Genomic DNA, 14299 nt, shown 5'->3' on the forward strand with positions numbered 1-14299 from the left:
CGGATTCACTCGTTGCGCACGGTGAGGTCGAGGGCGGCGACGGTCAGCCGGGTGAGGTCAGGAAGTTGGTCTTCGTCGACGGTGACGCCGCGCAGGTTGTCCAGCGACGTCTTGAGACCGTGGAGGCGGCTGCCCCGCAGGTCGGTCCCGTCGAGGTGACAGGAGTCCAGTTCCAGACCGGCGAGGTCACATGACCGCAGCGCGATACGCGGTAGCCGGCAGGAAGACCACGCGCCGTTTGTGAGAGTGCAGTCGGTGAACGCGACCGAGCCGGCGGCGGTGACGCGCTGGAGGGTGGCGTAGTCGAAGCGGCAGCCGTCGAACAGGACGTCCTTGAGGCGTACGTCGGTGAGTCTGGTGCCGGTGAACCGGGAGCCGGTGATCGCGCAGCGTTCGATGGTGATGCCGGTCAGGGTCGCGCCGGAGAAGTCGGTGCGGGTGATCTCGCAGCCGTTAAGGCTGCCGGCTTCCCAGGTGCTCTCGCTCAGGTTCACGCCGGTGATCAGGCTGCTGCGGATGCTGATGTCCTCGAGGTGCGAGCCGTGCCGCGCGGCACCCTCGACGAGGGCCTCGGTGAGGCTGCCGGCCAGGTCCGTGGCGGTGTCGAGGTCGTCTGGTTCGAGGTCCGGCAGCAGGATCTTCACGTCGCCGATCGTGGTGGTGCGCATGTGTCCTCAACCTGTGTGGGCGCGGGGTGGGCACGCCACCCCGCGCGTCCCGTGGTGGGGTATTACTTCTTCTTGTTCCAGTTGTCCCAGCCGGGTCGGCTGTCGAACTTACCCTTGTTGTCCCAGGTGGGGCGGTTGTCGAACTTCGCCGCGTCGATTGACGCTACCGACCGCTGCGGGTCGACGCCGAGGCGGGCGAGTTGCTCGGGTGCGGCGTTGATGAGGGTCGCGAGGGCGTTGGTCATGGGGCTCCTCCTTGAGGGGTGAGGTGATCCGCGGCGGCGCAGACGAGGGCCTGTCGGGTGGTCCGGCAGTAGGTCGTCTCGCGGGCAGTGAACGTCGCGTGCTCGAAGTAGCGGTTACCGGCCTGGGCGCCACGGCAGAAGTCGTAGAAGGCGCAGTGGTCGGCGCAGTCGTTGAGGGCCGTGACGAACTCGGCGACATAGGCCAGGTCGCCGGCGCGGGCGAGCATGGCCGTGATCGGCTGATGGAGGACGTTGCCGGCGATGAAGTCGCCGTATCGCGGCTCGGCGATGCCGAGCAGCTCCGGTGACAGCAACACCACCTGCCCATCCCAAGAGACGGTCGGGATCGGCTCATACGGCTCGTGGTCGACGCGGCCAGCGCGGGTGGCGGCGAGATAGTCGGCCAGCCGGTCCACGTCGCGGATCCGCAGCGGACTGCCGCCGACGCGACGGGCGATGACGTGCTGCCAGAACCGGTACGCGGCATCCTCCGACACCGGCGCCCGGTCGGCGACCTCCTGCTCTTCGATGTTGAAGCCGACCGACTGACAGCCGGGCAGGCCGGTGAAGAAGTCGACGAGGGCTTCCGCGTGGTCGATGGTTTCCGGGGTGACAACACAGATCACCGAGTACCTCAGCCCCGCTTCGGCCAGGGTCTGCATGCCGCGCAGGGTACGGGCGTCCGTTCGGTTGGCGGCCCGGTCGAGGCGGTTACGGTTCAACGCGCGCGGTCCGTCGATGCTGACCCCGACCTCGAAACCGTAGGTGGTGAACAGCTCGCACCACTGGCGGTTGATCAGCGTCGCGTTCGTCTGGATCTCGTGACGCACCATCCCCGCGCGCCGCAGCTCCTCAAACGGGGCCAGCAGGCCCCGGAACAGCCCGATGGGTGTGGCGGTGGGTTCACCCCCGTGCCACACGACACTCACGGGATGACCGCTGTTCTGCTGGGCGATCGACTCGGCACAGGCCCGCGCGACCGCGCCGCTCATCAGGCGGAGGGATCTCCGATCGGGCAGGTAGCAGTAGGTGCAGTCGAGGTTGCAGAAAGTCGTCGGCTGCACGACCAGAGTGTGGAAGCTGCCAGCGATCGCCGGCTGGTCGGTGGCGTTGATGAGGCCGATGCCGTTCACGAGGGGGCCTCCTCGATGCTGGCGGCCGTGGTGGTGCTGACGCGGTAGGCGTGGGTGTGGCGGGCGGGCCAGCCGAGGAACCGGTCGAACATGTCGGCGGCGCTGCCCGTGACGTTCGGGTTGAGCCGGTGCAGGTCGTCGATCGCGTCGTGCAGGCAGCCGGCCAGGTAGAGGAACAGGCTCACCGGCACTTCTCGATACTCGGCCAGGAGCGCGAGCTTCGCCGCGCCGCAGGGCCACGGCTGCCCGCACCGGCGGCACAGCCACAGCGGGCGCATCGGCAGATGCTCCACCTCGGCTGGCGCGAGCCGATTCGCCGCGAGACGGCGCTGCTGGCCGGTCACCGGCGACCGCCCTCGCGGGCCTGCTGCTCGAACAGCCGACGCCACACGAAGGTGAGCAGCGGCGGATCAGCGGGCCACACCTGCCCCGGCGAGGCCGTCCACCTGGGCTCGGGGCGCCGGGACTGGCCGGCTATGGCGTTACGCGAGACGTACACCGTCATGCCGCCACCCCCACCAGGGACGATGAGCGGCGGGCTCGCCGGGGGAAGGGCGGGCCCGCCGCCGCACCACGGCGGCTGGGAGCAGACCGCCGATCACCCACCCGCGCAGCCCTCATGGCGGTACGCAGGCGGGGAAAGCGCCGAGACAGTTCGCTCCTGGACAGGCCGAGCCAGCGGCCCAAGCCGTGGTGTGGTGCGCCGCTCATCGATCCCTCCATCTGCAGCTCCCTGTCAGTCATCCCTAACACCGGCATCGACACGCGCCGGTGATCCGGGGTGAACTGAACGTAGGGGCGGCCGGTACGGAGGACCGGGAAAATCCGTACCGGGTCCGGCGGGCTTCAGCGGGCAGGGTGATGGTGTGCGAGGGATGACGGACGACATGACGATCGGCCAGCGCGTCGCCTTCTACCGGCGTCGGCGAGGGCTCTCCCAGGAGGTGCTGGCCGGTCTGGTCGGCAAGACGCAGGAGTGGTTACGCAAGGTCGAGACGAACCGGGCCGACCTGGACCGGCTGTCGGTCATACGCGCGATCGCCAAGGCCCTCGACGTGTCCCTCGGCGACCTGATCGGCGCCCCGAGCCTGTTCGAGTGGTCGGACGACTCCGGACGCGAGACCATCCCCGCCTTGCGGGCCGCGCTTCACGACTATCGTCACCTCGCGCCGGCGCTTGCCAGCACGGGAGACGTCGAGGCACCTGCCCTGCGCGAGATCGAGAACGACGTAGCCGAGATCTGGACCGCCTACCAGCACTCCCGTTATGGCACCCTTGCCCGCCGGCTGCCCTACCTCATCCACGACTGTCTCACCGCCACTGAGGCGTACGACGGAGACGACGGCCAGCGCGCGCACGCGATGACCGCCTACGCGCACCAGCTCGCCGCGTTGTTCCTCACCAAACTCGGCGAAGGTGACCTCGCGTGGACCGCCGCCAGCCGAGGGCTGGCGGCCGCTAACGCCAGCCACGATCACGTCGTCATCGGCTCACTTAGCCGCTCCGCCGCGCACTCGCTGGCGTCCATCGGTGAGTACGCCCAAGCCCGCGGCCTCGCCGCCACGGCGGCGCGGTTCCTGGAACCCCGGCTCGTCAGGCCGACTCCGCAGCTGCTGTCGGTCTACGGCAGCCTGCACCTCGTCTGCGCGCTGGCCGCCGCTCGAGACGACGACCGCGCCTCGGCCGACACCCACATCACCGAGGCCGATGCCGCCGCACAGCGACTCGGTGCCGATGGCAACCACGTGTGGACCGCGTTCGGGCCGACCAACGTGTCGATCCACAAGACCACCGTGGCGATGGAACTCGGCGACGTGCAACGCGCCATCGCCATCGGCGCCCCACTCGACACCAGCACCGTGCCCGTCGAGCGGCGGGTCCGGCACGCCATCGAAACCGCCCGAGCCCTCGCCCGATGGAACCGCATCGACGACGCGCTCGCCGCGCTCCTAGACGCCGAGACCCTCGGGCCCGACCAGGTGCGCTACCACCAGCTCTCCCGCGACCTCGTCCGAGACATCCTCACCCGCCCCCGGCCACCACGACTGGCCGTCGAACTCAGCGACCGAATGGGCGTCCGGACGGGAGGCCCCCGCTGGTAAATGGACTCAGATCAACCGGCTCGTGTAGCCGACTGCCACCAGGCGCTCGAAGGCCGCCCGCACCTCGTCCGGCATCTCCTGCGGGATCGCGAACCCGCGCTCGGCGTACACCTCGATCCGCTGCGTGTCGCCGACCAGCATGTCCACCACCCGCCGCGGGTCGCCAATGCTGCGCACGTAGTCGTCCAGTTTTAGTGGATTCGAGGCGCACACCACATCGACCTCCGGCCAGATCAGCCTGCAGGTGGCGTAGGCCCGACGCTGTTGGTAGGGCCGCGACATGATCAGCACCGACTTCACCGGAATCTGGTGTTCGGTCAGGAGCTGACGCGAGTACTCCAGGTTCTGAGCGGTGTTCGTGGCACGCGGCTCCACGAGAATCGCTTCCCCGGGTACGCCCTGCTCGATGGCGTACTCGCGGTAGTGCACTGCTTCTCCACGCGGAAAACGCTCGACGGTCGTCGGGGCGTTCGCGCCGGTGAACACGATCCTGGGGAACAGGCCCTCGTGAAACAAGCGCGTCGCGATGACAGCCACCCCGAGGTCATGACTGCCCAATCCGATCCCCACGTCGCACGGGCGCAACTCGTGACGCATGTCGTGGTAGCGCCACAGCGTCTCCACATCAGCCCGGATCGCGTCAGGGATCGCCTCGGCAGGTGCCTCTGCATGCCGGTTCATCAGCACCTACCAGGTCCGGTCCGCGCTGGTTCCCTCATGCCGCCAGCGTAGGGCTAGCAGGGCAGCAGGACGCCGCTGACTCCAGCACCACGCCGCTGACCTCGTCAGGACCAGAGGGCTGGCGGCGGCCAAGGCATCGTGAAGGGCTGCGGTCAGTATCCGACCTCGACGAGGCAACGCCTGCCGCCTTCGCCCGGCACCTGCCACACCTGCTCGTCCGGCCAGTGGCGATACAACAGCTGCCGTGTGGTCGTGGCGACAGCGTTCGGCAGCGGCCCACGAAACAGGTCGGCCTGCAGTCGTTCCTCCCGCTCGGCGTCCTGCGCGATCAGCAGAACCGCCCCGACCGGCACCAGCCGGTCCGCACGCCGGTAGCCGGCCAACAGTCCACCCAGCCCTGACGCCGGCCGCTCATGCTCGGCGACAACGTCGCCGACCGGGCCACGGTCGACGTGTACCAGGAACCGCAGGCACCGCCCGTCCTGCAGCCATATGCCGTAGCCGTCGGCCCGCAACTGCGCGAGGTCGTGCTGGCGCAACCATGACGAGGTCTCCATCGTCGCCAGCCACTGGAACAGCTCGCACCGCCCCGGGTTGCGCCGCGACACCTCGATCAACGGCAGGAACAGCAGGGCATCCGCCCTGCCGGAGGGCCGCTGACCCAACCGCAGCGGAACCGGCCGCCCCGACGCCGTCAGGGCGCGGCGGAGCACCTCCGTCCCCTCGGCCGTGACCTCGTACCACCAGGTGTGGGTCCGGTCCTCCGGCGAGCGTTCACGGCGCACCAGCCCCGCCTCGTGCAGCCACACCAGGTCGCGGTGGGCCGTCAGCCGCGACACCGCACAGACGAGCGCCACGTCCAGCGTCGACGCGGAACCGTGCTGCGCCAGGTACGACAGGATCCGCCACCGCCGCGGGGACAACCGCCGCGCGGCACCCTGGTCGCCCATCCCCTGATGATCCCTCCGAGCCCCGGCGGTCCGACATCCTGTTTCCCACAGCTGCAACAGAGAGTGATCGATGCTTTGACCGGGAGATCGGAAGTTGGGACCGCCGTGGCCGGAGACAGCGCCCGCCGTGGGCCGTTGGGCCAGGCGTCGGCGAGCCGTGCGAGCACCCACATACCCAAACCGTGGTTTTGGGGCCGATTTTGGAGATCACTGTTCAATGAATCAGCCGAAGAGCTGAGGACGAAGGAAGCGAAGCGGTTAAACCGGGCCACCAAAAGTTGATCTCCACGGAGTGCACCGCACTGCGGTACCGATCGCCAGAAACGCCTGACGCACGCCTTCCCGGCTCGGCGATGAAGCGCCACCCACCGAGACAGTGGTTACTGAAAGTGATCAATTCAGGAGAACTCTCCGCGCCAGCGTTCGGCTGGGCAGCCGCCTTCGCCCCCGGCCGGCTAGCGCCAGATCCCCAGATGTGAGACTGTCTATGTAACTAACAGTGCATGTCCAACTGCGTTGAGCAATGTGGGTGGTTCCGTTGGAACAGCTTCCGTTGTGGGGACCGAGCACCGACGAAGAGCCGAGGCCGAAGCCAGTCCTGGCACGACCAGCAAAGCTGCGCCTCCTGATCACGGTGAAAGCGGCACCCAACCCCTCCGCGCGGTACGGGGAGACGGTCTGCGTCGGGGCACTGGGCATAGACCCACCCTGGACGGGCTGGATTCGCCTCTACCCGGTCCACTATCGAGACCTCGACGACGACGGCAAGTTCCACAAGTACGACATCATCTACGTCGACGCACTGCCAGCCAGGCAAGACCAGCGACGCGAGAGCTGGAAGCCGATCGTGGACACCATCACCACCGAACGGCACCTCGCCAGTCGGCAGTCGCGTCGAAACCTCCTCGATCCACTCGTCGAAGACTCCATGTGCCGGCTCAACAAACAGGCCCGCGACGACCCGAGCGCACGATCGATCGCACTGATTCGCGTGGCCGACATCTCGGCTCTGCAGGTCAAGCGACATCCCGGATGGTCGGCGGAGGATCGCAGGAAGATCACTGGCTACCTCAACCAGCTCGACCTACTGGAACCGGCGAAACGCAGCCCGCTTCAAGCACCACGCTTCACCGGCGCCTACCGCTACCGCTGCGCGGACCGTCAGTGCCGCGGCCACCAGCAGACACTCTGGGACTGGGAGTTCGTCGCCCTACAACGTCGCCTGGGCCAGCTCACCGACCCGGAGGCCGAGGAGCAGCTGAAGAACAAGTTTCTCACCCAGCTCTGCGCCGCCGACCGCGACGTCGCCTTCTACGTAGGCAACCAAGCGGCAAGACCGCAGTCCTTCAGCATCGGCGGCGTCTACGCACCGAGACGGCCCACCGCCCGGTACCGGCTGCACGTCAACTAATGACGTCGGCCAGCACGTCGGCATGGCACGCATCCTCGACCCGACACCAGCACGCCAACTGCTTCCCCGCGAGTTCCCGACGCGCCCGGTCAACAAGGGCCGGCTGCCCCACAAGCCACTGCCGATAGAGGCGTAACGCCTCCGCCCGATCATGCTTCCGCAGGCTAAACGGATTGGCCCAAGGAGAACGCCGCAACCCGAACCCCTGCCGCCCCACGTACACGGCACCCGGTGGTACCACCGGGTGATAGAGATCCCCCTGCACACGAACCCGAGGCTGTCCCCCCACGCCGCCAGCGTAATCGGCGACGACCGGCCCCGCGTGGATGCTCGAAGGAAGCGCATCGACGCCCGGACTGGCGGATGCTCCAATGACCACGGCCCGATGCAGGCTGGCCACCTCAGAGATGACCATGAGGGCAGTCGTCCACGGAACAACTACATGTCCCAGCAACCCCGGCCCGGTCCAACGGCTCCCGAGCACCCACCGAGCGACCACCCACCACCCACGTACACGAAAAAGGCCCCGGCCCGGTGTGAACCACCAGGCCAGGGCCTTGATCGCCTGTGCGCCGCCAGGGACTCGAACCCCGAACCCGCGGATTAAGAGCCAGCGTCAATCGATGCCCCGCGTGCCCACGCTTCCCACCAGTCCACGAATCGGCAGGTCTCGGCTGATACCACCGGACGCACGTACCACACAGTCCATATGACGCCGACCCTGTCCACGGCGACCGAGCACCCGCCGAGCACCCGGATGTACGTCGCCCGGCGCTACGCCGACAGGCGATAACCGCCACCCCACGACGAAACCCAATGCTTCGGGCCAATGGTTCACCAATCTGTTCCGGCGGCAGTCACGAACCCGCCGCCGGACCAGCCTGTCACTGCTGTCGCGCTTTCCTCCACGCCGCCGCGAACACCGGCTCCGGTTCCCACAGCCCGTCGTCGGGTCGCTCGACGAGCACGTCGAAGTACCGCAACGCCTCCACCGACCGGGCGCCGCCACATTCGGTTACCTCAAGCCAGGTGGCCAGGTCTTCGCTGCTCATCGGAGCGTTGTAGTCGAGCAGCGAGTCGAAAGCGGCCGCCAGCGTCGGGTTGTTCGCCAGTCCGACCTGGTCGACGAACACACTGGCGACTTCGGCGCTGTTGAGCCTTGCTGCGGTGATCGCATCGCACACGCGTCGGGCGGTGCGTTCGGTGGCCGCGAGCCGTGCGGCGTCGTCGAGTAGCACCGTCCATCCGCCGGTGGCCTCCAGCAGCATCTTCTGGCTGGCCGCGTCACCGAAACACGAGATCTCGTTGTCGACGACCCACGACCGCAGCCCGCCCGGCGACAGCCGGCGCAGCACGATCACCCGGTCGGTGACCTCCCCCAGCGGCGGAGCGTCGTCCTTGGTGAACAGTTCGCTGACGCTGGCGTCGACGACCGCGACCAGGGAGCGGGTCACCCCGGCTGCCGGCAGCAGGGTGTCGGCCTGGAGCAGTTCGTTGAGCGCGTTGTCGAGCCTGGTTGTCGACAGGTCGCTGAGCACGACCCGGTGCCGGTCACCGGGCGCCCCGCCGCGCAGTTCCCGCCGGTAGCCCGCTGGCCCCCTGGTCACATGCAGGGTGAATCGCGCCCCGATCATGTCCGCTTCCTCGGTCAGCCGTGCCGCGACCCGGTCGATCCCAGTCGCCTGGGTGCCGACGACCACCCACAGGTGGTTGCTCCGTTCGGTCAAGGTGGCCAGCTGCTTCTCGCTCACCGGCGAGATGCGGCCGTCGGTCAGCGTGCGGCGGGCCTGCTCGGCCGACAGGATTGTGACAACGTTACGCCATTCCAGCGCGCACAGCTCTTCCTCGATGGTCTCCGCGGTGCCGAGAAGACGCAGCACGTTGCTGGACCGCAGCCGCCACCGGCCGCCAGTTTCCGACAGGACCCCTAGGCCGCTCATCTCCGACAGCAGCGACCGGAACTCGTCGGCTCCCTGGTCGGCGAACCCTTCCGGCCACCACGCCAGGCACTCGTCCCGCAGCATGTTCGTGGGGATGGCGTGGTCGGCGCCTTTCTCCAGCGCGGAGAGGGCGACGACGAGCGCGATCAGCTTGTACCGCGAATCGAGGTTGAGGGTCAGGTGCACCGTCTCACGGATCTTCTGCCGGACGGCGTTGGAGCCGATCACGCGTTCCAGGTCCTCGTCACGGATGCGGTACCGCGGCCCTTCCAGGCCCCGTCGGCTCAACGCTTCCCGCACGAGCTCCTCGCCGACCATCTGCAGCAGCTTCGGCTGGTAGTTGCAGTAGGCGAGGACCCGGTGGATGAGCTCGTCGGAGTCGAAGGAGATCCCAAGGGTGTCCATCGGGGTGAACATCAGATCGTGCGCCGCGGCCGGTGTCAGCGGGCCGATGGCGATCGGGTCGCCGAAGTGCGCGCTGGCGAGCGGCTGGTTGGGTAGGTGCGCGAACCGCTGGACCTGGTGCAGGCCGGCGAACACTGGCTTGAAGTTGCGGTTCGTGGTCATCATCAGGTTACGCAGGCGGGTGGTGTGCTCGAACCCTGTCCGGGCGTCCGCGTCGAAGAACCCGTCGCATTCGTCGAGAAGCAGCAGCAGCCTGCGCTGGTTGTTGCTGCCAAGCCACGCGGTGATCGTCGTCTCGACGTACTGGGCGGCGTCGCGGGCCCGTTTGCGCGGCGAGGTGATACCCCGCTGGGCGAGCCGTTCGGCGATCATGTTCCACAGGTCGTCGATCTTGACCGTGGCGCCGAACCCGCCTGACAGCGGCAGATACACCGCGACCCGGTCCTGGTAGAGCTCGAACTGGCGGGCCGCGGCCTGCAGCAGCGCCGACTTGCCCAGCTGCCGGCCGCCGTAGAGCAGGTTCGCGCCGTACGGGTCGAGGATGCTCTTGCGTTCGTCAACGCGGCCGAAGAACATCTCCCTGGGCAGCGCGTCGTGTCCGCTCGGGTGGTACGGGTTCGTCGCCGCGTACGGCAGCAGGATCCGTTCGGTCGTGGCGAACAGCCCGCCTCCGCGGGCGGCGAGGAACGCGATCGCGGCGTCGTCGACGACCATGACCGGCCGGTCGGCGCGGGCCGCGCACTCCTTGGCCAGGACCTTGCGGTGGTCGGCGGACATGCTGCCGAACAGCAAGACGAGGATCGGGTCGTTGCTCTGATCCTGCTCCACCCAGGTCAGCAGCGTGGCGGCGTCCTGCACGCCCCAGCACAGCATCACCTTCAGCAGGTCACCGGCGCGAGACCCGAACGCCGGAACCCGTGCCCCACCGGTCAGCTTGACGCCGGTGAGCTCGACCCATTTCCGGGTCGGGGCGTTACCGAGCTTGTACGGGGTCCTTTCGCCGGTGAACTCGACACCGGCCAGCCGCAGCGCATACCCGAGCACCGACTTCGTCCGCTGGTGGCGCAACGACTGCCGTTCCGTGGTCATCCGGTGCCACTGCTCGAGGCCCTCGACGGCGTTGGTCCGTTCAAAATCGTTGAGCCGGCTGAAGTCGAGGCCGTTGTGGGTGTCCCCGTCCCGGGCAGCCCGGATCAGCGCCGGGGGGACACCGTCGGTGGCGGCGCCGAGGACAGCGAGGAACTTCTCCAGGTCGGTCGAGCGGATGGTGCTGGGTGGATCCTCTCCAGCGAGGATGTTGAGCAGGTACTCCTCGGCGGTGGCGAGATCTCCGGTGTCGATGCGGGCGTTGATGAGCTCCGCGGCGTTGTCGGAGACCTTCGGACCGGTGTTGTTGGCCGCCCGGCTGGCGGCCTCATTGAGCTCGATCGTGACACGGCTTCGCATCGCCTCCTGAGCCTTGCTGGCGTACTCGGGCAGACGGCCTGCGATGTCTTCGAGCTGGCGTCGGACCGCTCCCAGGTCGGTGCGCTTGGGGTTGGCTGCCTCCAGCTCGGCGATGACCCGGGAGTTGTCAGCGTGGCTGAGCTGTCCCAGCCGGGCGGCTTTCTCCACCTGCGTGGCGACATCCGCCCGCAACGCCCGCACCTCGTTCTGCGACCGGGCGATGCTGCCCTCGAGGCGGTCCACCATCTCCTCGACCCGCAGTGGGTCTGCGTCTGCGACCGCGTCGATGATGATCCGCGCCGCGCCGTAGTCCTCGAAGGCAAGCCGGGCGTCGAACGCGGCCGCCCACGACGTCGCCACCGCTGACTCGATGTCGGTGATCGTCACCGGCCTGGCGGGGTTCAGTTTCGCGTCGACCGGCAGGGCCGGGCTGCGCAGCAGCTCCCGGTTGAGGACGATGTTCGGGTCCGGTTCGGTCCCGCTGAGACTGGTTCCGTCCAGCAGCTCGACACTGCGGGCGACGCTGTCCCGGCAGGCAGCCGCCGCGGCGGCGAGGAGAACATCGTCGCTGGTTCCCGCCGTGTCGCGCAGTTCGATGTCGGCGTCGACCCATCCGGCGCGGACCTCGTTGCGCAGCTCCGCCAGTTGCGGGGGCACCTGAAGGCTGTCTCGGGCCGCGTCCGGGTTCGCCCGGACCGCGTCGACCCAGGCGCCGACGGCGTCGAGGCATTCACGCGCGTGGTCGGTAAGGCGCCGACGGGCCGCACCTTCCAGCGGCCGGGAGTTCTTCGCCCGGATCTGGGCGTCTTCACGCATCAGTTCCTCGACGATCGCCTCCCGGCGGGCGAACTTGCGCAGCCGTTCGACGGCGACGTCGATGTCGACGCGACGGTCGTGGGCGGCGATGTCGAGCACCTGGCCGATGAGCCCGCCGGCAGACCACCAGCGGTCGGCGATCTGCTGCGCGCGGGCGAACCGCACGGTCCGCAGCCGGTCGCGTGCCTGGGCGGCGGCCTCGACGGCGGTGGCGATGCTCTGGTCGGCTCCTGCGATCGGGGCGAGCGCGGCGAGGATCGCGCTGCTGGACAGCAGGCCGCGGGCGGAGGCGGTGCCGATCGCGCCGGCGACCCGGGTCAGGTGCGGCAGTTCGTGCAGAGAGCCGACCAGGCCCTCCAGGATCGTGCCGGCGTTCGGGTCGGCGGTCACCAGCGCCCCGCGGACGGCGGCGGCGAGCAGCGCCAGCTGGGAGGCGCGGTCGCCGTCGAAGTGGTGTACGTGGAGCGTGTCGAGGTCGGCGCGCAGCATGGCCGAAGTGGCGCCGCTTTCGCTGCGGACCGCTTCGGACAGCGTGAGCATGCGCAGCGCCTGGGCGCGGGTGGCGTTCCCCCGGGCGGTCGCGGCGTGGAACGCCAGACAGTAGCGCCGTCTGCGTAGCAGCGACGCCATGAGGCTGTCGTCCGCGGCGTCGTCGGGTTTCCGCGGTGCGCCAGCTGGCCGATGCTGCTCAGACGGCGCCTTCGGCTGCAGACTGATCAGGTCGGCTCCGTCGCTGGGCTGGTCACCGGGCCCGTCCTGCGCCGCCGCGTCGGCGGCGGCGCGGGGCTCGATCGCCTCCGCCCTTGTGGCCGCACCAGTGCCGTTGTCTCGTGTGCTCACGGGGTCGTCATGACCGCAGCCGTTGGCCGTGACCGGCGCGACGCTGCCGGCGGTGCCGTTCGGGGCGGCCGGCGATTCGTTGACAGCGATGCCGTCGGAGACGGCGGGCGCACCGGTCGGCGGGGCGGTCGCTACCGCTACGGCGAAGGTGGTCCGGGCCTCTGACGCCGGCGCGTCCACGCTCTCGGCGGGATCGTCTTGGCGGGCGGCGGCGTTGTGTGCGCCGGTGGTGTCGTCGGTCCTGGCGGTCAGTTTTCCCATGAGTGCGACGACCAGCACCGGGCCGAGCTCCGTGGGCAGGTGCTGCTGCGCGGTGGAGTACAGGTGTGTCGCCTGCGCGATGTCGTCGGCTTCGGCGGCGTCGATGATCTGCAGCAGGGTGATGAGCGCGGTGACGTGGTTGCGCTGGTCGTCGTCCCAGCAGTCGGTGTCGAGGAGTTGCTGGGCGAGCTGTCGGACGCCGGCCAGCATGTCGGCGCTCGTGTCGGGTCCGGACAGGTGCGTCAGCCGGGTCAGCTGTTCGCGTGCTGTGCGGTCTTTGTCCTGTACGGCTGAGGCACGGTCGAGCGCGGCGGCGAGTTCGGCGCAGTCGTCACCGAAGTCGGGGTCCACGCCGAGGCCGGCGAGGACGGCCCGGGCATGCGTGACGACCGTGCCCAGCTCGGCGACCCGGTCGAGCAGGTGCTGATCGGGCAGCTTTGACGCGGCGAGAGCGTCGAATATCTGCTGGGTGGCATCGTGGGCGGTGTCGACGGTAGTACGCAACCGGACGGCGAGTTCCGCGACGGTCGTGTCCGCCGCCGGGCCCCCTTCGACGTCGGCGTCCGTCACCGCGGTGGTGACGTCTGGTCGGTGAGCGCCGATTTCAGTGGGACCGTGGTGGCTGGCGGCTAACCCTACGGTGGTTTCGCTGCTGTCTGGCATGTCTGCCCCGTCTTCTGTTTCTGTGTCCGAACCGGGGTCGCTGATCGCGTCGGCTCCCAGCACTTCCAGGCGGGCGCAGGCGGCGGCGATGTCGTTGACCACCTCCGCAGGCCAGGTCGGCAGGGCCAGTCCGCTGGTGAGCGCGAGCCGCAGTGCGGCGACGACCTGTGGCAGGTCGTACCAGAACACGAGAACCATCAGCCGGACGGCGTTGGCCTGGCTGGCGTCGTCGACCAGCGCCTTGCGCAACGCGTCGTCATCGCGGTCGGTCAGCCACGCGTCGAGTGGTTCCATCAGCCGCCGCAGGACCGGCCGGGTGATGGTGCGTGCGGCCCGTCTGCGGTCTGCGGTGGTCCAGGTACGTAGCTTGGCCAACCCGTTGGCGGCCGCGATCGGGACGGGTTTCCTCGCCGATGGCACACGCAGGTGGCTCAGGAAGTCGGTGCGCTCCGGGTTGGGGATGCGCCAGACGAGGTCGGCGAACTCCTCCGGGGTCAAGACCTTGAATGCCGCCTCCAGCGCGTCGTTGAGACGCTCGAGCTGGGCGGCGAGTTCGGCCTTCGCGGTGTATCCCTGCCGCTCTTCGTCGTCGGTGGCCTCGGCGGCCAGCTCGGCGAACCCTTCCGAGGTGCAGATCAGCACCGGTGTGTGACGGTGACGGTGCCGCAGGCGACCACTCATCTGGGGTGTGACTCCTATCCGCGGAGGGCTGTGTGCTGGAAACGGTGCTGGCGGCCG

At 68.9% G+C, this 14299-nt stretch carries 11 protein-coding genes; 2 read left to right on the forward strand and 9 right to left on the reverse strand.

What is annotated here, in order from left to right; all coding sequences use genetic code 11:
- Window positions 1-5: 5 nt before the first annotated feature.
- The 5 genes from ACFQ4H_RS07260 to amcA (ACFQ4H_RS07280) all read right to left on the reverse strand — a co-directional run bounded on the left by ACFQ4H_RS07260 (window position 6) and on the right by amcA (ACFQ4H_RS07280) (window position 2551).
- The gene (locus ACFQ4H_RS07260) at window positions 6-668 is read right to left on the reverse strand and encodes a pentapeptide repeat-containing protein (RefSeq protein ID WP_377568324.1); all 663 of its coding nucleotides are present in this window, start codon (window positions 666-668) and stop codon (window positions 6-8) included.
- A gap of 62 nt (window positions 669-730) precedes the next feature.
- Complete coding sequence (gene amcA / locus ACFQ4H_RS07265) at window positions 731-913, reverse strand: multiple cyclophane-containing RiPP AmcA (RefSeq protein WP_377568327.1); 183 nt, start codon at window positions 911-913, stop codon at window positions 731-733.
- Window positions 910-2046, reverse strand: a complete 1137-nt coding sequence (gene amcB / locus ACFQ4H_RS07270; protein WP_377568330.1) for a cyclophane-forming radical SAM peptide maturase AmcB — start codon at window positions 2044-2046, stop codon at window positions 910-912. Before amcB ends, amcA (ACFQ4H_RS07265) begins: the two co-directional genes overlap by 4 nt.
- Window positions 2043-2390 (reverse strand): hypothetical protein, encoded by a 348-nt coding sequence (locus ACFQ4H_RS07275; protein ID WP_377568333.1) that lies wholly within the window; start codon window positions 2388-2390, stop codon window positions 2043-2045. The genes amcB and ACFQ4H_RS07275 overlap by 4 nt, the downstream gene beginning before the upstream one ends.
- Window positions 2387-2551: a multiple cyclophane-containing RiPP AmcA gene (gene amcA / locus ACFQ4H_RS07280; protein WP_377568336.1), complete on the reverse strand. Its 165-nt coding sequence runs from the start codon at window positions 2549-2551 to the stop codon at window positions 2387-2389. The genes ACFQ4H_RS07275 and amcA (ACFQ4H_RS07280) overlap by 4 nt, the downstream gene beginning before the upstream one ends.
- A 370-nt stretch (window positions 2552-2921) precedes the next feature.
- Here amcA (ACFQ4H_RS07280) and ACFQ4H_RS07285 point away from each other — a divergent pair, with 370 nt between their 5' ends.
- Window positions 2922-4148: a helix-turn-helix domain-containing protein gene (locus tag ACFQ4H_RS07285; RefSeq protein ID WP_334459561.1), complete on the forward strand. Its 1227-nt coding sequence runs from the start codon at window positions 2922-2924 to the stop codon at window positions 4146-4148.
- 6 nt (window positions 4149-4154) lie between these two features.
- Here ACFQ4H_RS07285 and ACFQ4H_RS07290 read toward each other — a convergent pair whose 3' ends face one another.
- On the reverse strand, window positions 4155-4835 hold the full coding sequence (locus ACFQ4H_RS07290) for a YdcF family protein (RefSeq protein WP_309223766.1): 681 nt from the start codon (window positions 4833-4835) through the stop codon (window positions 4155-4157).
- Between the two features lie 146 nt (window positions 4836-4981).
- Window positions 4982-5779, reverse strand: a complete 798-nt coding sequence (locus ACFQ4H_RS07295) for a DeoR family transcriptional regulator (RefSeq protein WP_334459562.1) — start codon at window positions 5777-5779, stop codon at window positions 4982-4984.
- A gap of 523 nt (window positions 5780-6302) precedes the next feature.
- On the opposite strand from ACFQ4H_RS07295, the gene ACFQ4H_RS07300 reads away from it, so the two are divergent.
- Window positions 6303-7190, forward strand: a complete 888-nt coding sequence (locus tag ACFQ4H_RS07300) for a hypothetical protein (protein WP_377568340.1) — start codon at window positions 6303-6305, stop codon at window positions 7188-7190.
- Here ACFQ4H_RS07300 and ACFQ4H_RS07305 read toward each other — a convergent pair.
- The gene (locus ACFQ4H_RS07305) at window positions 7183-7605 is read right to left on the reverse strand and encodes a DUF4326 domain-containing protein (protein ID WP_377568343.1); all 423 of its coding nucleotides are present in this window, start codon (window positions 7603-7605) and stop codon (window positions 7183-7185) included. The genes ACFQ4H_RS07300 and ACFQ4H_RS07305 overlap by 8 nt on opposite strands.
- A 469-nt stretch (window positions 7606-8074) precedes the next feature.
- On the reverse strand, window positions 8075-14242 hold the full coding sequence (locus ACFQ4H_RS07310; protein WP_377568346.1) for a hypothetical protein: 6168 nt from the start codon (window positions 14240-14242) through the stop codon (window positions 8075-8077).
- Window positions 14243-14299: the final 57 nt, after the last annotated feature.

Origin of the sequence: Micromonospora sonneratiae (assembly GCF_042679305.1) — a bacterium.
In the GTDB taxonomy this organism is placed as follows: Bacteria; Actinomycetota; Actinomycetes; order Mycobacteriales; family Micromonosporaceae; genus Micromonospora_H; species Micromonospora_H sonneratiae.